This window comes from Serpentinimonas maccroryi, assembly GCF_000828915.1.
In the GTDB taxonomy this organism is placed as follows: domain Bacteria; phylum Pseudomonadota; class Gammaproteobacteria; order Burkholderiales; family Burkholderiaceae_C; genus Serpentinimonas; species Serpentinimonas maccroryi.
In genome coordinates, this window is record NZ_AP014569.1 from 2,385,819 (window position 1) to 2,404,344 (window position 18,526).

The following is an 18,526-nucleotide window of genomic DNA, read 5'->3' on the forward strand; positions in this document are numbered from 1 at the left end:
TTAAGCTAGACTACAGGCGCGAGGCCACGGGTCGTTACAAGGCTAAACAAGGGATAGCAGCCAGCAGGCTGCCGCAACAAGAAATCGAGTCACGCCCTATGAATTTTCAGATCCTCTCCTCCATTCCGCTTCACCTTGCCATCACCGGCGGCGCCCTTTTGGTCCTGCTGCTTGTGTTTCTCATAGGTTTTTGCATCCCAGCTTGGCGCCAAACTCGTCTCTTGAAGAATGTTCTTCGGAGCCTTGAAGACAAGAGCCTCAAGGATGCAAGAGACCCGCAGGCGTTGGATGTGGCGTTCCCAAAGGAGGGTGAACTTGCCCACTTATGGCGCGAGTACAAGAAGACCCTATACGCCGTCCCAGGCGAAGCAACCGACGGCATCTCGACGGTTCGTTGGGCATCCACTGCACCAGCAGAGGTGGTGTGGAACTCGCAACTTGCTGTTGACCAGCGAGTTGGCGCAGAGTTTTTTAAACACGTGCCCGGAATGTTCACGGGGCTGGGCGTCATCGGCACCTTCTTCGGTCTAATCGAAGGCCTGCGCCGTTTTGAAGTCAGTGCCGACGCCGACGTAGTTCGAGGAAGCCTCGAGTCGCTCATGCACTCAGTGGGCGAGGCCTTCCTCATATCGGCTGCAGCCATCACCTTGGCTATCGTCGTCACTTTCGTCGAGAAGCTGGTGCTTACCAATCTTTACGGAAAGGTGGACGCCATCGCTTCGAGCCTTGACCGCAGGTTCCAAGCCGCCGTCGCCGAGAAGTTTCTTGAGCTGACAGCAGCTCACACTGAAGAGACTGCAACGCAGCTCAAGCACCTCAAGGGAGAGCTCCTCAAGGACCTTCGTCCGATTCTTCAAGATCTCAGCGACAAGCACACCGCCACTCTAGAGCGCCTAGCCACAGCACTTCAGGAGCGTTTAACCGAAGGAACGCATACTCAGATTGAGGCTGCCCGAGACAACAACCTAGCGCTTGGGTCAACAATCTCCAGTGCCATAACGGGTAGCCTTGCAGCTCCGCTGCATGACATCAAGACCGCCGTCCAACAGGCCAGCGGCGACCAATCAGCCGCTGCCATCAATATGCTCCAAGACGTCATGACGAGCTTCAGCCAGAAGCTAAACGACCTGTTTGGTGGTCAAATTTCTGGTATCAACGAGCTCAATCAGCGCACCGCACAAACCATGCAAGACGCAGTCACCAAGCTCAACGAACTGGCGGTTGCCCTGCAAGACGCTGGCAAGGTGTCAAGTGACGAGATGACCAAGCGCATGGCTGAAGCCATCGAGAAGATGGAGCAAAGGCAGGAGAGCATAAACACGCGTACCATGGAGCTTGTGGACCAAATCAATACTTTGGTCGCCTCCTCGCAAACCGAAACGAGTGCAAAGGTGCAGTCCACCCTCCAAACACTGGGCGAGCAGATGGGTGGGATGCTCCAAAAGTTCCAAACCGAACAGCGCGATGCCATGGATGCCGGCCGCAAGCGTGAACAGGAGACGAACGAGCGAACTCAGTCCGCCGTTTCCGGGCTAATGGGCTCAGTCGAGCAACTGGTGCAGCAGATTGCCACCGCGTCTACAAAAATGCAAGAGAGCACCGCCTCTCTCGGCGCCACGACAACATTGGCCATCTCTCGGCTCAGCGTCGGCGCGGATCAAATCAACACTGCAAGTCGAAACTTCACCGCCGCCTCAGACAAGGTTGCTGGCGCTATGAATCAAGCCGCAACAGTCACAACCAAGCTGTCCGACTTGACCACGTCGCTCACCGTCGCAGCGTCATCCTTGCATCAAGGGGTTCAAGACTACAAGGTGCATCGTGATTCTGTCGGTAAACTTGTCAGCGAACTGAACGGTCTGGTCGCGAACGCCAAGACTGACGTCAGCATTACCTCGGATGTGCTGCGCCGTATTGAAGCAGCCGCCAAGGAGCTCAGTAAGGCCCAAGTTCAAACTGAGCAGTTCATGGCTGGCGTAGCCAACGTCCTTGCTAAGGCGCACGAGTCATTTCGCGAAGCCATGCTCAAGACCGTGCAGGATAACACCCACGATTTCCATACCAAGCTTTCATCGGCCGTGGCGCTCCTTGGAACTTCCATTAAGGAGCTCGATGATGTGCTTAGCACCGCGACTCCCAAGGAGCGAAGCAAGTGATTGGACGCCGTAGCCCCTCTCAGCAACGGGGCAAGGACGAACCCGAGAAGCCGTTCTGGATTTCCTTTGCCGACCTCATGACGGCACTCATGGTCCTGTTTTTGGTTGTAATGGCTATTGCCCTGCTTGCCGTGACGAGAACCGTCTCTGAGTTGGAGAAGCGCGAGGCCGAGTACAGGGCAGACATTGACAACTGCATGATTCTAGCCGTAGAGGCAGCCAAGCGACATGAGGGAGTGAGGGTCGACCTGCGCCGAAACGTTATCGACTTCGGTGACCGAGCCCGCTTTGCTTTCAACAGCTCATTACTGAGCCCTGAACAAGAAGGTGTGCTGCGGCGTTTCGTTCCCGAACTCTTGTCAATGGCAGACAGCGATTCCTGCAAGCGCGTCATGAAGCGAATCATCGTCGAGGGTCATACCGACAAGACGGGCAGTTATCTGGCCAACCTCAACCTGAGCCTCATGCGCAGTCAGCGCGTTCTGTGCGCCATGTTCAAGACTGATGGCCCAAATCCTTTGACAGATGCGCAGAAGGCGCAAGTACGTGATGTCTTTCTAGTAGGAGGCTTCGCGTTCAGCGCATCAAAAGACACTCCTGAAGAAAGCCGGCGAGTCGAGATGCGCATCGAGTTTCTGGGGATTGATGAGAAGCGCGTTAAGCCGCCACAGGGTGCGACTGGCGGCTTCGGAACCTGCGCTATTTGACACCATGGACCCGCTAGCACTCCTATCCGACCTGCTCAGGCAAACGAGCAACCAGAGTTCGGTACCCATGCGCCAATGTACCGAGATTGATGGGGTGCTTGCTGAGCTCGAAAAGCGTGTACGTAGTGGCAGCTCCAGCTATGAACCGAATGACCTACAGGTTGAAGCAGTAAAAAATTTCTGGGATGCACGTGGGTTTGAGTCCCTGAGACAGGCTCGACTGGTTTCCTTTGGACTTGCCGTGCGCCCGTGGAACGACCGCCGATGCCTGATCGAAGAGCCAGAGCGCTTCGGTGCCGCCCTCACTGGACTGCGCAACTGGGAGTCCAGCCCAAGGCAGTTTCGCAGATGCTATCAGGGCCTTGTGCGCAGCTATTTCGACTACGACGGTCTTGGGCGCGATGTGCCTGCTACTGGCCACAGGAACTGGCGACAGCTTCAGGCTTACCTTTGTGATAAGGCCAAGCTCATCAGAGATGCCGCCATCAATCCCGACTGGGTCGAGTGCGCCCTTGAGAACAAAGGGCTGTTCTCGCCAACACCATGCGCCTCATATGCGCAGGACTTGCTTGATGGTCGGGAAGACAAGGTTAGGCAAGTCCGTGAACTACTGGGCATCAACGACGCGAGTTGGTTCACACGTGAGCTCGTGCTTGCGCATATCAAAAGGGCGTGCGAGCTTGAAGATACCGCATTCACCAACATGGTCGGGCGCCTTCTAGCGCTTCTAGGCAGAAATGAAGTACTCAGAGACCGTGGTCTTCGGGTGATACTGGAACGTTACGCCGAGGTTGCGCAGATGCCTCAGCATTCGGGCCTAAAAGACTACAGCGTGAACGCTTGGGGAAACCCTTGGCTTCCCTCGAACGAGCACCGCTGGGGCGGGGTCACAGATGATGCCCGACAAATGGTCGGAGACTGGCTCAAGCTTGAATTTATTGAGCTGTTTTTCACAAAGCTGGTCCAAGATGGGCGTAGCGACACCCGTCGGGTGAAATTCTGGGCCAAGTATGTTCCGCTCATCGAGAACATTCACTTCGCACTAGGTACGCACGCCAAGTACTCCCACGAACCCGACTTTGTGGCGCTGCGAGCAAAGTTGAAGGGCTTAACGGTCAGCCTTCAAGATAACAAGCCCTTCAACAACGCCTTTGTTATGACCATGGGTGACTTGGTGGCAGTCGAGTTCAGCGGCGAGTCGAACGCCTTCTATGGCTACAGCTTCAAGCGCAGCCTACCGTTCGACCTGTCCAAGCCGGTCCGAAGCGCTCCGGTCAATGGCAGGAACTCCCTCAAAAACGACGCACGTGTTTTGTACTTGACACATCAAGACTCTGTACGCGGATACTCAGGATGGGAAGACCGCTTCAAGAAAGAACTCCAAGACAAGTTCGGGCTAGTTCCTAGTCGGCAGTCTGCTCCGCTCGTTGTGTTGAGCCCTGCGTCTACTGGCAGCCATACACCTCTTGCTCAACCCGCAGTACCGCCACAGCAATCAACCTCCCCCGCTGCCGATACGACGCGCCAGAACATCTCGCCCCAGAGCTTCGGTGTTCTTCGGCCGTCTGCAGCGCCAGTTCAATCACAGGTTGCTCCAAGAACGCCGACAGCTCCGGAACAGAAGACCCTGCCTATCCCTGCTTCTGAGGTCTACAACGAGGTCAACCTCCGAAAGTTAGCATGGCGATTTAGCGCATCTATCGTTGACCGGAGGGAAAAAGGTGGATCTCTTTGGCTGGTGATGGCAAACGCGCCGGAAGCGCGGCGAATCCTGAAGGCTTGGGGCTTTCAGTACTCTGAGGGCAAGGGTTGGTGGAAGAAGGACTTGGAATGAGCATCTTCAGTTTGTTCAAGAGGTCCACCGTGAGTGAGCAGCACAAGCGTTGGCACCGGACACTCACTGAAGCAGGCGTGACGCTTAGCCCTCGAGCTGCTGAAGGTGAGCCGCTCCAAGCAACGGGGTTCGGTGGCGCCCTTCGGCAAATGCTCGACGATGGGCTTGCGAATGAAGCTGGAGAGAGATACTTACTGACATGGGACTGCCTATTCGAAGCACTCAGCTTGCCCGCGTACGATGGGCTGTCGGAGGCGCTTGAGCTACCAACAACTACCAAACTTCGGCCCATGCTGTCGTCGCGTGGTGCTTTGGTCGATGAGGACTTTGCTATCAGCCTCGGTCCTTGGGTGGATGCGGAAGGCCAAGATTTCAGTCCGGAATACCGAGGAGCATCGCTTCAGATTGGAAGTCGCTCCGAGCTAATGACACCTGAACAGTGGGGGCTCCTCAAAGCTGTCAAGAGCTTCGCTCAGCGGCCTCCCGAGCAGCGCGCTGAACATACACAGCGCCTTGCTTGGGGGCGCATTCGACGACATGCATTGGCGGCTAGAGCGGTTCTGGGTGACTTCTTGGTCAAAACCGTTGTTCTGACTCCTGAGCGTCTCGACCTAGCGTTCAGGAAGTCCGATGCGGTGACGGACGATACCGTAATCGAGGTATTGCCGGGGTTCGAGGACGCCCCTGCTGATTGGCTCACCCAATTCGACCGATTTGACCACGTATCCAGCCGGTATGACCTGCCCACCCAAGACGGGGGCCTTGTGCAAGTTGTCATATCTCCAGCGGTTCGAACAGTCTTAGAGCAGGTCAAACGGCTCCCTGCACGCCGTATCGCAGGTGCGCGAGCGCAAGCGTTTCTGGTCAACCCCTTCGCGACGCTAGGCGAAGCAGCCTCCAAGGTCATCGACGAAGCGCAGTTTGAGCAGGCGAAGTTAGATGCCGGTCTCTTCTTCGAGCGGTTCACGCCCTTGGTGGAGCGAACCGAGGATGGAGTACCGTCAAAGGTGGGGCTCAGCATCGAACGGGCTGACGATACAGGGTTGGCTTCCGCTAACGTCATTTATTTATCAGATGAAGAGCTGAGGCGCTTTATTGGGCGGCTTGAGCATGCGATAAAGCGCGGTCATCAACTGGTATTCTGGGAAGGTCGAGAGCTTGAACTCCTTCCGGAAGCCGAAGAACACCTCAAGACTCTTCGTCTCGCTCTCGATCAGCGGTTGATGCCGAGGGTTTTGGTCACATACGACCAAGTTCATGACCTGTCTGCCTACTCGTCTCGGGTCGAGGGAGTTGGGGTCGAGAAGCCGTACTACTCCCCCTTCATCGCCAAGAAGAAGGAGGATGAGGGGTGGTTCCCTGAAAACGTTTACCCCATCATCGCCTACACCCCTGAAGGTAGTGCCGAACAGGTCGCGATACCCGTCAATGACGAAGCTATCGATACACTGCGTAAGGCCGCTCACGAGGCGGAGCGCCGTGGAGAGGCCGAAGTCACCCTCCCCTGGCTGCCGAAGCCCATCAAGGTCGAGGAGGCCAAACGAATTGTCGGCACTTTCGTTGAGGTCTTGGATGAGGTCAAGGAACGCAAGTTCGACCCTGAGAAGCGAAAGCCAGCCGGGCCCAAGTCGAAGAAGACTCTGTTACTGCGCCCAAACATCGACACCGTTGACTACGAGGAGAAACGATCGGCAGCGCTTCGACTGAAGCAGCATGACCCACGTGTCCCGCGCACACTTGCGCCTGATGCCAAGTTGCTCGATCACCAGTTAGAGGGTGTCGGCAGACTGCAACACCTCTTTGGTCTGCGCACGGGACTGAACATCCGGGGCATGGTTTTGGCAGATGACATGGGCCTTGGGAAGACACTCCAGTTGCTCACGCTTATGGCCTCTATCCTCGAAGAGGAACCGGCGACGAAGCCCATGCTGGTGGTGGCGCCTGTGACGCTGCTGGAGAACTGGAAGGAAGAAGCGCAGAAGTTTTACCCGGGTGCGTTCAGCATTTTGACTGCCTACGGAGAGGCGCTCGCTCCACTTCGCGTGCCCCGGGAGAGCGTTGATGAGCGACTCAGGAACGAAGACGGTTTGGTCAAATTCTTGAAATCAAACTGGGTGGGTGATGCCAAGCTCGTTTTGACCACGTACGAGACACTGCGCGACCTAGAGTTCTCGTTTGCATCTCAGCACTGGACGTTGATGGTCTGCGACGAAGCCCAGCGCATCAAGAATCCATCGGCGATGGTTACGCGGGCAGCCAAGAAGCAAAACGCAGAATTCAAGATAGCCTGCACTGGCACACCTGTCGAAAATACCTTGGCTGACCTGTGGTGCCTCTTCGACTACGTCCAGCCCGGGCTATTGGGTGCGCTCAATGAGTTTTGCCGCATGTACCGCCGACCGATTGAGATTGATGACCGAGACGAGAAGGGCAAGAAGCGCATCGAGGACTTGAGGCAGCGTATCGACCCGCAGATTCTTCGTCGAACCAAGCTGGAAGTAGCTAATGACCTGCCGAAGAAGGTCGTGGTGGATGACTGCCGCCGCCTACCGCTCTCGACAACTCAGCGTCAGCTCTATGCTAGGGCTATCGAGGACTTCAAGACGCGTGGCGACCCAGAGTCGCACACACCGTTCAAAAACCACCTCGGCCTTCTGCAGTACCTTCGTCTTGTGTGTACCGACCCCCGTAGGCATGGCCTGACAGTCTTCAAACCCGAGCCACTTGAACAGTACCGCAAGGCTGCCCCCAAGCTGGACTGGCTATTGACTCAGTTGCGCCGAATCGAAGCAAAGGGCGACAAAGTCATCATTTTTTGCGAGTTCAGGAACATTCAAAGGCTATTGCAGCATTACATTGCTGAAGTTTTTGGGTTCGAGGCAGACATTATCAATGGCGACACGACAGCATCGGCTACGAGTGCTATGAGTAGGCAGAAGCGCATTAAGGCGTTCCAAGCGAAGCTTGGCTTTGGCGTAATTATCCTGTCCCCTCTTGCTGTAGGCTTTGGAGTCAACATCCAGGCAGCGAATCACGTCGTCCACTACACACGCACTTGGAACCCAGCGAAAGAGGACCAAGCTTCTGACCGAGCTTGGCGTATAGGTCAGAAGAAAGATGTGTTCGTCTATTACCCGGTAGTTGCGGCTGATGACTTCACAACCTTTGATGTCAAGCTAGATCAACTATTGGAAAGAAAGCGCTCTCTAGCTGGTGACATGCTAAACGGCTGTTCCGATATCAGCGCTGCAGATTTCCGGGTTGAGGAAGTCGTGCCAGGAGATTTCATCCAAGACATCGACGAAGTCGTAACGCTAGACACAGCAATGCGGATGGAATGGCGGCACTTTGAGGGACTTGCGGCAGCTCTGTGGAGCAAGCAAGGTTTCGATACCGTCTATTGCACTCCGGCTAGTAACGACAACGGGGTCGATGTCGTGGCAATACGCGGAGCTTACGGAGAGCTCGTACAAACCAAGTCTTCTGCTGCAGATGGGCGTCTGCTGAGCTGGGACGCCGTAAATGAGGTAGTTGCCGGCGAGGCGTTCTATCGTCGCAGGCATCCAGGGGTGACCTTCAAGAAGGTGGGTCTCACGAACCAGTTTTTCAACAGCGGCGCGCATGAGAAGGCTACTTTGAACGATGTAGAGCTTCTCGACCAAAGTCACCTTGCCCAGTTGCTAGCCAAGCATAGCGTGACAATGCTTGATGTGGAAAGACTTTTGTACCATGATTGGCAGCAACAAAGTGACTGCCGGGTTTAGGGTGAAGGATCTACGCGCTATGGAACAAGCATTGTTTGATGACCTGGTGCAAAGCCTAAAAGAAGCCAAGGCGATTGCTCGCGACCAAGCGAGCGCCTCGCGCCGGTTCAAGGTGACAACGCCGGACGCCAAGTCGGTGCGTGAACAAATCGGGCTGTCGCAAAGCGAATTTGCTCAGTTGATGCAGGTCAGCGTCAAAACGCTGCAAAACTGGGAGCAGCATCGCCGCAACCCGACGGGCCCGGCGGCCGCCTTGCTCAAAATCATGCGCTCCGCGCCAGAGGTGGCGCTCAAAACGCTGCACGCCTGATCAACGCGAACAATCCGGGTCACCGATACAGCCAAGTGCCAGGGGAAAGTATTCTGACTTGGGGGGTGGGGTGGCGTAACGCCTGCTGCCCACGTTCCACGTGAAACTTGGGCCAAGCACCGGGCCCGGCTCTAGTACAGCCCCTGCTCGCCCTCGGGCCGGCTCTTGAAGCGGCGGTGCAGCCAGTGGTACTGGCCCGGGCTGATGCGCACCGCTTGTTCGAGCGCGGCGTTCATGCGCTGGGCGTCGGCGCTGTCGTCGCCGCTGGGGAAATCGGGCCACGGTGGCGAGACCTCGAGGCAGTAGCCGCTCGCCGTCATGCGGCAAAACAGGCTGACCACCGGCGCTTGCGCGGCGCTGGCGTAGCGCGACAGGGCGGTCACCGTAGCCGCCGGGACGCCAAAGAAGGGCACGAACACGGCGTTTTGTGGCCCCAAGTCCATATCGGGCAGCAGCATCAGGGCCGCGCCCTGGTGCAGGCCGCGCAGCACCGGGCGGATGTTTTCGCGGCGCGAGTGCAGCAGCGGGGCCCCGAAGCGCGCCCGGCCCTGATTCACCCAGCGCTCCATCCAAGGGCGCTTTTGCGGCGAATAGACGGTGATCCAAGGTCGCTCGACTTCGAGCGTGATGCGCGTCCAGCAGGCGTCGAGGCCGCTCAGGTGCGGGGCAAAAAACACCACCGGGCCGCGCAGTTGCAGCGCCTGCGCCGGATCGACGAGCTGCACCCGCTGCCTGATGCACGCCGGGCTGGCGTGCCAGAGCCAGACCCGATCGAGGGCCGATTGGCCGAAGTGCCTGAAGGTCTGCCTCAGCCAGAGCTGCCGCTGCGCCGGCGTGGCCTCGGGAAAGCAAAGCTCGAGGTTGCGCCGGGCGATGTGGCGCCGGCGCCGGGCCAGCAGGTACAGCAGCGCCCCCAGCAGCGCCCCCAGCAGCCGCCACAGCGGCAGCGGCAGGCGCGCCAGCAGGCGCAGCCACAGCGGGCCGGGCGGGCGCCCCGGTGGGTGGGATGCGCGGTCAGGGTTCATGCAATGGGGTGGGTGTGGTGCAAGGGCCGTCAACCCAGTGCGTGGGTGATTCGACCAGCCCACGCAAAAAAGCGGGTGCAGCCATTCAAACCGGGCTGTCGATGCGCAGCCAAGTGGTTTTGAGTTCGGTGTATTTGTCGAGGGCGTGCAGCGATTTGTCGCGGCCGACGCCGCTTTGCTTGTAGCCGCCGAAGGGCACGGTGATGTCGTCTTCGTCGTACTGATTGACGTGGATGGTGCCGGCGCGCAAGGCCCGGGCTACGCCGTGGGCGCGGTTCAGGTCGCGGCTCCAGACCGAGGCTTGCAGGCCGTAGATGCTGTCGTTGGCGATCTGCACCGCTTCGGCGGCGTCGGCAAAGCGCAGCACCGCCAGCACCGGGCCAAAAATTTCCTCGCGCGCGATCTGCATCTGGTTGTGCACGCCGTCGAAAATGGTGGGTTGCAGGTAGCAGCCGCCCGCCACCGGGTGCACGCGCTGGCCACCGGCGAGCAGCTGCGCGCCCTCGCGCTGGCCGGCCTCGATGTAGCGCAGCACGGTGGCGGTTTGGGCCTCATCGACCAGCGCCCCCTGCACCGTTTGCGGCAGCAGCGGGTGCGCGGGCTGAAACTGCGGCAGCAGCTCGAGCGCGCGCGCCATGAAGGGCGCGTGGATGGCGTGGTGCAGCAGCAGCCGCGTGGGGGCGTTGCAGCTCTGGCCGCAGTTGAAAAACACGCTGCCCAAGGCCGCCTGCACCGCGCGCTCGAGGTCGGGGCAGTCGTCAAAGACGATGAACGGCGATTTGCCGCCCAGTTCGGTCCAGGCGCGCTTGAGGTTGCTCTGCCCGGCCATGACGTGGATCTGCTTGCCGACTCGCGTGCTGCCGGTGAAGGCGATGCAGTCCACATCCGGGTGCAGCGCCAGCGGGCTGCCGGCTTCGGGGCCAAAGCCCGGCAGCACGTTGAGCACCCCCGGCGGCAGGCCGGCTTGCAGCCCCAGATCGGCCAAGCGCAGGGCGCTGAAGGGCGATTTTTCGCTGGGCTTGAGCACCACCGCGTTGCCCGCCGCCAGCGCCGGCGCAATCTTCCAGACCGCCATCAGCAGCGGGTAATTCCAAGGCACGATCACGCCCACCACGCCCACCGGCTCGCGCTGGATCAGCGCCAGCGCATGGTCGGCCGTGGGCGCGATCTGGTCATAGACCTTGTCGGTGGCTTCGCCGAACCAGCGCAGGCAGTTGGCGGCACCGGCCACATCGACGCTCTTGGCGTATTGCAGCGGCTTGCCCATATCCATCGCTTCGGTCAGGGCCAGCTCGTCGGCGTGTTGCAGCAGCAGCTCGGCCCAGCGCAGCAGCACGCGCTTGCGCTTGGCTGGGGCCTGACTGGCCCAGCGCCGGTCGTTGAAAGCCGCGCGCGCCGCCGCCACAGCCAAGTCAACATCGGCGCTGGCACAACGCGCCACCTCGGGCAGGGCGCGGCCGTCGATTGGGGAGGCCTTGGTGAACGTGGCACCATCGCGCGCGGCCACGCGCTGGCCGTCGATGAAGGCGCGGCCGTCGAGGCGCAGGGTGGATTCGTCGATAACGGTCATGGCGGGTCTCCTAGATCAAGCGCCGCGCAGCGCCTCGGCCATTTCGCGCTGGCGTTTGCGCGTCGAGTGCAGCACCCAGAAGGCATAGGTGACGACAAAGGTGGTGACGGTCAGAATCAGCAAGGTGGCGGCGGCGTAGATGGTCGGGTTGATGCCGCGCACGGCATAGTTGAAGATCACTTGCGGCAGCGTGCTCACCCCGGGGCCGGAGAGGAACAGGGTGATCACCACGTCGTCGAACGAGAGCGTGAAGGCGAGCAGAAAAGCCGCCAGAATGGCCGGCGCGATGTTGGGCAGCGTGACCAGAAAAAACACCTGGTGCGGGCGTGCGCCCAAGTCCATCGCCGCTTCCTCGATGCTGCGGTCCACCTCTTGCAGGCGCGACTGCACCACCACCATGGCAAAGGCCATGCCGAACAGGGTGTGGCCGATGATGATCGTGATCAGGCCGCGCTCGGGGCCGCCAAACAGGTTGAACGAGCCCACCATCAGCAGCAGCAGCGACAGCCCGATGATGACCTCGGGCATCACCATGGGTGCCACCGCCATACCCGAAAACACGGTGCGGCCCCAAAAATGCTTGTAGCGCACCAACACAAAGGCAGCAAAGGTGCCCAGCACCGCCGCCAGCAAGCCGGTGACAAAGGCCACTTGCAAGGAGACGATAAAGCCCTCGACGATGCGCGTATCGGCCAGCAGCGCTTCGTACCAGCGCAGCGAAAAGCCGGTGAACGTGGCGTGCTGGCGCGTGCTGTTGAACGAAAACAGGATCATGAACGCCAGCGGGGCGTACAAAAACAGGAACACCAGCGCCAGCCAGACTTTGCCGAGGTGCTTGTTGAGCCAATTCGATTTCATGGTTCAGGGTCCGACGGTGTCAACGGGCATCGCTGTCGCGCATGCCGTAGCGGAAATACAGCATCATGGGAATGATCACCAGCAGGATCATCAACACCGCCAAGGCCGATGCCCGGGGCCAGTTGTTGGCGATGAACATCTCGTCCCAGACCACGCGCCCGATCATGATGTTGTCGGCCCCGCCCAGCAGCGAAGGCACCACGAATTCCCCCATCGAGGGGATGAAAACCAGCATCATGCCGGCGATGATGCCGGGCTTGGACAGCGGCACGGTGATTAGCCAGAAGGCCTTGAAGGGCGAGGCCCCGAGGTCGTAGGCGGCCTCGAGCAGGCGAAAGTCCATCTTCACCAAGTTGGCGTAGAGCGGCAGCACCATGAAGGGCAGATAGACATAGACCATGCCGATGAGCATGGAAAAATCGGTGTAGATCAGGCGCAGCGGCTCGTCGGTGAGGCCGATGAAGATCAAAAACTGGTTGACCACGCCGAAATCGCTCAAAATGCCCTTCCAGGCAAAGACGCGCAGCATGAACGAGGTCCAAAACGGCAGCATCAGCAACATCAGCAAGATCAGGCGCATCTCGGGCGCGCTGCGGGCGATGAAGTAGGCGAAGGGGTAGCCGATGATCAGGCACAGCAGCGCCGTGATGAGCGCGTAGGCGATCGAGCGCACATACGATTCGACGTACAGGGTCTGGAACAGGGCGCCGTCGGGGCCGGTGCGGAAAATGCTCCAGTAGTTCTCGAACTTGAGCAGCAGCACGCCTTGCTGCGGGTCCCAGAGCGGCTGGAAAGGGTGAATCTCGTTGCCCATATCGACAAAGCTGATGTACAGCAATATCAAAAAAGGCAAAAAGAAGAAAATCAGCAGCCAGACATAGGGCACGCCGATGACGAAGCGCCGGCCTGGCATGGACAGTTTCAGGGGTTTGGCCACGGTGTTTCGCCTGGGTTTAGCGTTGGCAGGGGCGATCAGTCGCGCAGCACCACGCCGGCGCGGTTGCTCCACCAGAAAAAGACCTCGTCTTCCCAGGTGATGTCGGACAGGTCGTGGCGCGCCGTGTTGGGCTCGGTGATTTTGACTTTCTGGCCGTTGCTGGCCTGCACCAAAAAGGTGCTGTAGGAGCCGAAATAGGCGATTTCCTTGACCCGGCCGCTAAACAGGTTGCAGTCCACCCCATGCGGGCGGGTTTTGGAGATTTCAATTTTTTCGGGGCGCACCGCCACCGCCACCGGCATATTCAGCGAGCCGCTGACGCCGTGCCCAATCTGGATCTCACCGATCTCGGTCTGCACCGCGCAGTGGTCGATCTCATCGACGCTCAGGCGGCCGTCGAACAGATTGACGCTGCCGATGAAGTCGGCGACGAAGCGGTTGGCAGGAAATTCGTAGATGTCTTGCGGCGCCCCGACTTGCAGCACCCGGCCCTTGCTCATGACGGCGATGCGCTGGGCCATGATCATGGCTTCTTCTTGGTCGTGGGTGACCATGACGCAGGTCACGCCCACCTTTTCGATGATGTTGACGAGTTCGAACTGGGTCTGCTCGCGCAGCTTTTTGTCCAGCGCGCCCAGAGGTTCGTCGAGCAGCAGCAGCTTGGGCCGCTTGGCCAGGCTGCGCGCCAGCGCCACGCGCTGCTGTTGCCCGCCCGAGAGTTGGTGCGGCTTGCGCCGCGCGTAGTCGCCCAGCTGCACCAGATCCAGCATTTCGCCCACGCGGCGCTTGAGTTCTTCTTTGGGGCAACCCTCGCGCTTGAGGCCAAAAGCCACGTTCTCCCAGATGTTTAGGTGCGGAAACAGCGCATAGCTCTGGAACATCATGTTGATCGGGCGCTCGTAGGGCGGCATCTGGGCCACGTCCTGGCCGCCGAGCAGGATGCGGCCCGAAGTCGGCTTCTCGAACCCGGCCAGCATGCGCAGCAGGGTCGATTTGCCACAGCCCGAACTGCCCAGCAGGGCAAAAATCTCGCCCTGGGCGATCGACAGCGAGACCTCATCGACGGCCAGCGCCTCGTCAAAGCGCTTGACCACCTTTTCGGTCACCAAAAATCCTTCTTTGCTTACGTCTTGGAGCATGTGCGCGCCTCGGTCTGCCCTGTGCAATATGGAAGGCCGCCGCACCCCGATCGGGGTGGCAGCGGCCTGTGAAAGGTGCGAGCGGTGCACCGGCGCTTTGCGCCCGGCTGGCTTGGGGCGCTCAGACCCCCGCGCTCAGCGGCCTTGCTTGAAGCTATTGTAGGCCGTCGCCATGGCTTCGCGCGCCTCGTTGGAGAGGCGGCCGGGCTGGATCATGCGCGGCATGTAGTCGGCCGGCACCATGATGGTCTTGTTGCCGGCGATCTCGGGCCGGATCAGCGGCATGGCGGCGAGGTTGCCGGTGGCGAAGTTCATCTCGTTGGCCATGCGCGCTGCGTTTTCGGGGCGCAGGAAGAAGTTGATGAAGGTGTGCGCGTTGTTGGGGTGGCGCGCGTCGCGGGTGATGGCCATGGTGTCGATGAAGATCAGGCCGCCGGTGCTGGGCAGCAGGGCTTCGAGCACGTCGGTGTTGCCCATTTCACGCGCCCGGTTGGCGGCGATGTTGATGTCGCCCGACCAGCCCAGCACCACGCAAGCTTGGCCGCCGGCAAAGGTGTCGATCATGGTCGAGGTGAAGATGCGGATGTGCGGACGCACGGTCATCAGCATCTCGAGCGCGGCCTGGTAGTCGGCCGGGTTGTTGGAATAGGCTTCGCGGCCGATGAAGTGCAGCGCCGGCGGGATGACCTCAGACGGAGCGTCGAGGAAGGCGATGCCGCAGCGCTGCGCCAGCGCGGTGTATTTGGGGTTGAACACCAGCTCCCAGGCGTTTTCGGGCATGGGGGTGTTGCCCAGCGCGCGCTCGAGGCGTGTGCGGTTGATGCCCACGGTGGTAAAGCCCCAGGCCCACGGCACCAGGTGGCGGTTTTCGGGGTCGGCCTTGGTCAGGGTGGCCATCAGGGCCGGGTCCAGATTGGCCAGATTCGGGATCTTGCTTTTGTCCAGCGGCTGGAAGAAGCCGGCGGCGATCTGCTGCGCCGCAAACACGCTGCCCGGCACCACGATGTCGTAGCCAGTGTTGCCCGCCACCAAGCGCGCGTGCAAGACCTCGTTGGAGGCGAAGGTGTCGTAGGTGACGTCGATCCCGGTTTCCTGCTCGAAGGCTTCGATCAGGCCGGGCGGGACGTAGTCGGGCCAGTTGTAGATGTTGAGCACCTTGGGCTCGGCCGGCGGGGCGGCCGGGGCCACTGCGGCGGGCTGCTCACGCGGTCCGCAAGCCACCAGAAAAGAGGCCGCCAAGGCGGCCGCCAGCAAGGTCTTCAACATGGTTTCACTCCAGCAAGTAAAGAGCAAAAAAGGGATGGGGGCAGCCGCACACACAGACTGCGGCCTGCACAGCCTATGCAAACCGCGTGCCAAGCGCTATTTTAGCCACAAGGTCAAGGACTCAGAACCATCCTTTGGCGCGAAGTTCCGCCAGCGTGGCGTCGAGCGCGCGCTCGATCAGGCCCAGCATTTCGTCGATCTGCGCGCGCGTGGTGATCAAGGGCGGGGCGATGATCATGCGATCACCCACCGCCCGCATCACCAGCCCGCCCCCAAAACAGTGCGCGCGGCACCGCATGCCCACCGCCTGCTCCTCGGGGAAGGGCAGGCCGCGCGCCTTGTCGCGCACCAAAGTGAGCGCGGCGACGAAGCCGCAGCTCTGGACGCGGCCCACCAGCGGGTGCGCCTCCAGCTCGGCCAGGCGCTGCGCCAGGTAGGGGCCGGTGTCGAGCCGCACCCGACCCGGCAAATCTTCGCGCTCGAGCAGGTCGAGGTTGGCCAGCGCCACCGCGCACGCCACCGGGTGCCCGCTGTAGGTGTAGCCGTGGTTGAACTCGCCGCCGCGCTCGATCAGCACCTGGGCCACGCGCGGCCCCACCAGGGTGCCGCCCAAGGGCACGTAGCCGCTGGTGACGCCCTTGGCAAAGGTCACCAGATCGGGGCGCAGACCGAATTTTTCGTAGGCAAACCAGTGCCCGAGGCGGCCAAAGGCGCAGATGACCTCGTCGGAAATCAACAGGATGCCGTAGCGATCGACGATGCGCTGCACCTCGGGCCAGTAGCTGTCTGGCGGGATGATGACGCCGCCCGCGCCCTGCACCGGCTCGCCGATGAAGGCCGCCACGCGCTCGGGCCCGAGTTCGAGGATTTTGGCTTCCAGCCAGCGCGCCGCGCGCAGGCCAAAATCGTGCTCGCTCTCGCCCGCAAGGCCGTGCTGCAAAAAATGCGGCTGCTCGATGTGCACGATGCCGGGGATGGGCAAATCGCCCTGGGCGTGCATGGCGCCCATGCCGCTGAGCGAGGCCGCCGCCACGGTGGAGCCGTGGTAGGCGTTGCGGCGGCTGATCACGGTTTTGCGCTGCGGCTGCTCGAGCAAGTCCCAGTAGCGGCGCACCAGCCGCAGGTTGGTGTCGTTGGCCTCGGAGCCGGAGCTGGAGTAAAACACATGCTCGAAGCGGCGCCCGGCCACCGGCGGCGCCAGCTCGGCCAAGCGCGCCGCCAGCCGCACCGCGGGCTCGTGCGTGGTCTGGAAAAAGCTGTTGTAGTAGGGCAGCTTGAGCATCTGCGCGTGTGCGGCATCGGCCAGCTCGCGCCGCCCGTAGCCGACGTTGACACACCACAGCCCGCTCATGGCGTCCAGCAGCCGCTGGCCCTCGCTGTCCCAGACGTAGATGCCCTCGCCGTGGGTGATCACGCGCGCGCCCTTGGCCGCCAGCGCCTGGTGGTCGGTGAAAGGGTGCAGGTAGTGCGCGGCATCGAGCGCTTGCAGTTCGGCGGTCAGCGGGGTGGGGGGCATGGGGGCTCCAGATTGAGGGCGCTCAGAGGCTGGGAGGCAATTGGGCGGGTTTGAGTGAGCGGTGCCTCCCAACCACTTAGACGTGCAGCAGCAGGTGCTCGCGCTCCCACGGCGAAATGACTTTCATGAACTCCTCGAACTCGAGCTCTTTGATTTCGGTGTAGATGGTGATGAACTCGCGCCCCAGCACCTCGTGCAGATCGCTCTCACGGCGCAGCCAGTCCAGCGCCTCGCCCAGCGTGCGCGGCAGCGCGTAGGGCGAGAGGTAGGCGTCAGACTTCTTCTCGGGCTTGGGCGCGATCTTGTTTTTCAGCCCCAAGTAGCCACAAGCCAGGGTCATGGCCAGCGCCACGTAGGGGTTGGCGTCGGCGCCGATGACGCGGTTTTCCAGCCGCCGCGACTGCGGCACCGCAATCGGCGAGCGGATGCCGACGGTGCGGTTGTCGTGCCCCCACTCGATGTTGATCGGGGCGGCGGTGTTGCGCGACAGGCGCCGGTAACTGTTCACATAGGGGGCCACCAGCGCCATCGCCGCCGGTATGTAGCGCTGCAAGCCGCCGATGTAGTGGTAGAAGGCCTCGCTGGGCGTGCCGTCGAGCTGGCTAAAGAGGTTGCGCCCGCTTTCTCGCTCGACGATGCTCTGGTGCACGTGCATGGCGCTGCCGGGCTCGCCGGCGATGGGTTTGGCCATGAAGGTGGCGTACATGTCGTGGCGCAGCGCCGCCTCGCGCACCGTGCGCTTGAAAAAGAACACCTCGTCGGCCAAGTCGAGCGGGGCACCGTGGAAGAAGTTGATCTCCATCTGGCCGGCCCCGACTTCGTGGATCAGGGTATCGACGTTGAGCTCCATCTGGTCGCAGTAGTCGTAGATTTCCTCGAACAAGGGGTCGAACTCGTTCACGGCGTCGATGCTGTAGGCCTGGCGCGAGGTTTCGGCGCGGCCGCTGCGGCCGATGGGCGGCTTGAGCAGGGTGTTGGGGTCGGTGTTGCGTGCCGTGAGGTAAAACTCGAGCTCGGGTGCCACCACCGGCGACAGGCCCATCTCCTCGTACAGGTTGCAGACGTGGCGCAGCACGCTGCGCGGGGCAAAGGGCACGCGCTTGCCGGCGTGGTCGAAACAGTCGTGGATGACTTGCGCCGTGGGGTCGGTGGCCCAAGGGACGATGCGCACCGTGGACGGATCGGGGCGCAGCTGCATGTCGCGGTCGGTGGGGTCGATCACATCGTAGTAGGGCCCGCTCTCGGGGAACACGCCGGTCACGCCCATGGCCACCACCGCCTGCGGCAGCCGCATGCCGCGGTCTTCGGTGAATTTGCCGCGCGGCAAAATCTTGCCCCGCGCCACGCCGGTGAGGTCGGGTACCAGGCACTCGATTTCGGTCACGCGGCGCTGGTTCAGCCACTGTTCGAGTTCGTTGAAGCTCTGCGGTGGGTTGCTTTTCAT

13 protein-coding genes are annotated in these 18,526 nt (G+C 61.0%); 5 read left to right on the forward strand and 8 right to left on the reverse strand.

Translation table 11 applies throughout. The features are described 5' to 3' along the window. Nucleotides 1-98: 98 nt before the first annotated feature. From zorA to nadS, 5 genes are all read left to right on the forward strand, one after another. Nucleotides 99-2,156: an anti-phage ZorAB system protein ZorA gene (gene zorA / locus SMCB_RS11010; RefSeq protein ID WP_045538073.1), complete on the forward strand. Its 2,058-nt coding sequence runs from the start codon at nt 99-101 to the stop codon at nt 2,154-2,156. Next, nucleotides 2,153-2,863 (forward strand): OmpA/MotB family protein, encoded by a 711-nt coding sequence (locus SMCB_RS11015; protein ID WP_045537017.1) that lies wholly within the window; start codon nt 2,153-2,155, stop codon nt 2,861-2,863. The genes zorA and SMCB_RS11015 overlap by 4 nt, the downstream gene beginning before the upstream one ends. A gap of 4 nt (nt 2,864-2,867) precedes the next feature. Continuing rightward, complete coding sequence (locus SMCB_RS11020) at nt 2,868-4,697, forward strand: EH signature domain-containing protein (protein ID WP_082027371.1); 1,830 nt, start codon at nt 2,868-2,870, stop codon at nt 4,695-4,697. Nucleotides 4,698-4,987: 290 nt separating this feature from the next. After that, the gene (locus tag SMCB_RS11025) at nt 4,988-8,461 is read left to right on the forward strand and encodes an SNF2-related protein (RefSeq protein ID WP_231851207.1); all 3,474 of its coding nucleotides are present in this window, start codon (nt 4,988-4,990) and stop codon (nt 8,459-8,461) included. Further along, nucleotides 8,427-8,771, forward strand: coding sequence for a NadS family protein (gene nadS, locus SMCB_RS11030; protein ID WP_231851208.1), 345 nt, complete (start codon nt 8,427-8,429; stop codon nt 8,769-8,771). The genes SMCB_RS11025 and nadS overlap by 35 nt, the downstream gene beginning before the upstream one ends. Before the next feature lie 131 nt (nt 8,772-8,902). Here the strand turns inward: nadS and SMCB_RS11035 are convergent, their stop codons facing one another. The 8 genes from SMCB_RS11035 to SMCB_RS11070 all read right to left on the reverse strand — a co-directional run bounded on the left by SMCB_RS11035 (nt 8,903) and on the right by SMCB_RS11070 (nt 18,526). Beyond that, nucleotides 8,903-9,796, reverse strand: a complete 894-nt coding sequence (locus SMCB_RS11035; protein WP_045537025.1) for a lysophospholipid acyltransferase family protein — start codon at nt 9,794-9,796, stop codon at nt 8,903-8,905. Between the two features lie 85 nt (nt 9,797-9,881). Then, on the reverse strand, nt 9,882-11,366 hold the full coding sequence (locus tag SMCB_RS11040; RefSeq protein WP_045537028.1) for an aldehyde dehydrogenase: 1,485 nt from the start codon (nt 11,364-11,366) through the stop codon (nt 9,882-9,884). A gap of 15 nt (nt 11,367-11,381) precedes the next feature. Next, the gene (locus tag SMCB_RS11045) at nt 11,382-12,224 is read right to left on the reverse strand and encodes an ABC transporter permease (RefSeq protein WP_045537030.1); all 843 of its coding nucleotides are present in this window, start codon (nt 12,222-12,224) and stop codon (nt 11,382-11,384) included. A gap of 19 nt (nt 12,225-12,243) precedes the next feature. Continuing rightward, entirely contained in the window at nt 12,244-13,236 is a 993-nt protein-coding gene (locus tag SMCB_RS11050) for an ABC transporter permease (protein ID WP_420834908.1), read from the reverse strand. After that, nucleotides 13,197-14,300, reverse strand: a complete 1,104-nt coding sequence (locus SMCB_RS11055) for an ABC transporter ATP-binding protein (RefSeq protein WP_045537032.1) — start codon at nt 14,298-14,300, stop codon at nt 13,197-13,199. Before SMCB_RS11055 ends, SMCB_RS11050 begins: the two co-directional genes overlap by 40 nt. Before the next feature lie 135 nt (nt 14,301-14,435). Continuing rightward, entirely contained in the window at nt 14,436-15,566 is a 1,131-nt protein-coding gene (locus SMCB_RS11060; RefSeq protein ID WP_045537034.1) for an extracellular solute-binding protein, read from the reverse strand. Between the two features lie 121 nt (nt 15,567-15,687). Then, nucleotides 15,688-17,082 carry an aspartate aminotransferase family protein gene (locus tag SMCB_RS11065; protein ID WP_045537036.1) on the reverse strand — a complete coding sequence of 465 codons (1,395 nt, stop codon included), beginning with the start codon at nt 17,080-17,082 and terminating at the stop codon, nt 15,688-15,690. Nucleotides 17,083-17,158: 76 nt separating this feature from the next. Beyond that, nucleotides 17,159-18,526 carry a glutamine synthetase family protein gene (locus SMCB_RS11070; RefSeq protein ID WP_045537039.1) on the reverse strand — a complete coding sequence of 456 codons (1,368 nt, stop codon included), beginning with the start codon at nt 18,524-18,526 and terminating at the stop codon, nt 17,159-17,161.

Excerpts from the sequence above, each read along its gene's own strand:
- zorA (WP_045538073.1), top strand. The coding sequence starts at position 99 with ATGAATTTTCAGATCCTCTCCTCCATTCCGCTTCACCTTGCCATCACC.
- SMCB_RS11020 (WP_082027371.1), top strand. The coding sequence starts at position 2,868 with ATGGACCCGCTAGCACTCCTATCCGACCTGCTCAGGCAAACGAGCAAC.
- SMCB_RS11025 (WP_231851207.1), top strand. The coding sequence starts at position 4,988 with ATGCTGTCGTCGCGTGGTGCTTTGGTCGATGAGGACTTTGCTATCAGC.
- nadS (WP_231851208.1), top strand. The coding sequence starts at position 8,427 with ATGATTGGCAGCAACAAAGTGACTGCCGGGTTTAGGGTGAAGGATCTA.
- SMCB_RS11035 (WP_045537025.1), bottom strand. The coding sequence starts at position 9,796 with ATGAACCCTGACCGCGCATCCCACCCACCGGGGCGCCCGCCCGGCCCG.
- SMCB_RS11040 (WP_045537028.1), bottom strand. The coding sequence starts at position 11,366 with ATGACCGTTATCGACGAATCCACCCTGCGCCTCGACGGCCGCGCCTTC.
- SMCB_RS11045 (WP_045537030.1), bottom strand. The coding sequence starts at position 12,224 with ATGAAATCGAATTGGCTCAACAAGCACCTCGGCAAAGTCTGGCTGGCG.
- SMCB_RS11055 (WP_045537032.1), bottom strand. The coding sequence starts at position 14,300 with ATGCTCCAAGACGTAAGCAAAGAAGGATTTTTGGTGACCGAAAAGGTG.
- SMCB_RS11060 (WP_045537034.1), bottom strand. The coding sequence starts at position 15,566 with ATGTTGAAGACCTTGCTGGCGGCCGCCTTGGCGGCCTCTTTTCTGGTG.
- SMCB_RS11065 (WP_045537036.1), bottom strand. The coding sequence starts at position 17,082 with ATGCCCCCCACCCCGCTGACCGCCGAACTGCAAGCGCTCGATGCCGCG.
- SMCB_RS11070 (WP_045537039.1), bottom strand. The coding sequence starts at position 18,526 with ATGAAAAGCAACCCACCGCAGAGCTTCAACGAACTCGAACAGTGGCTG.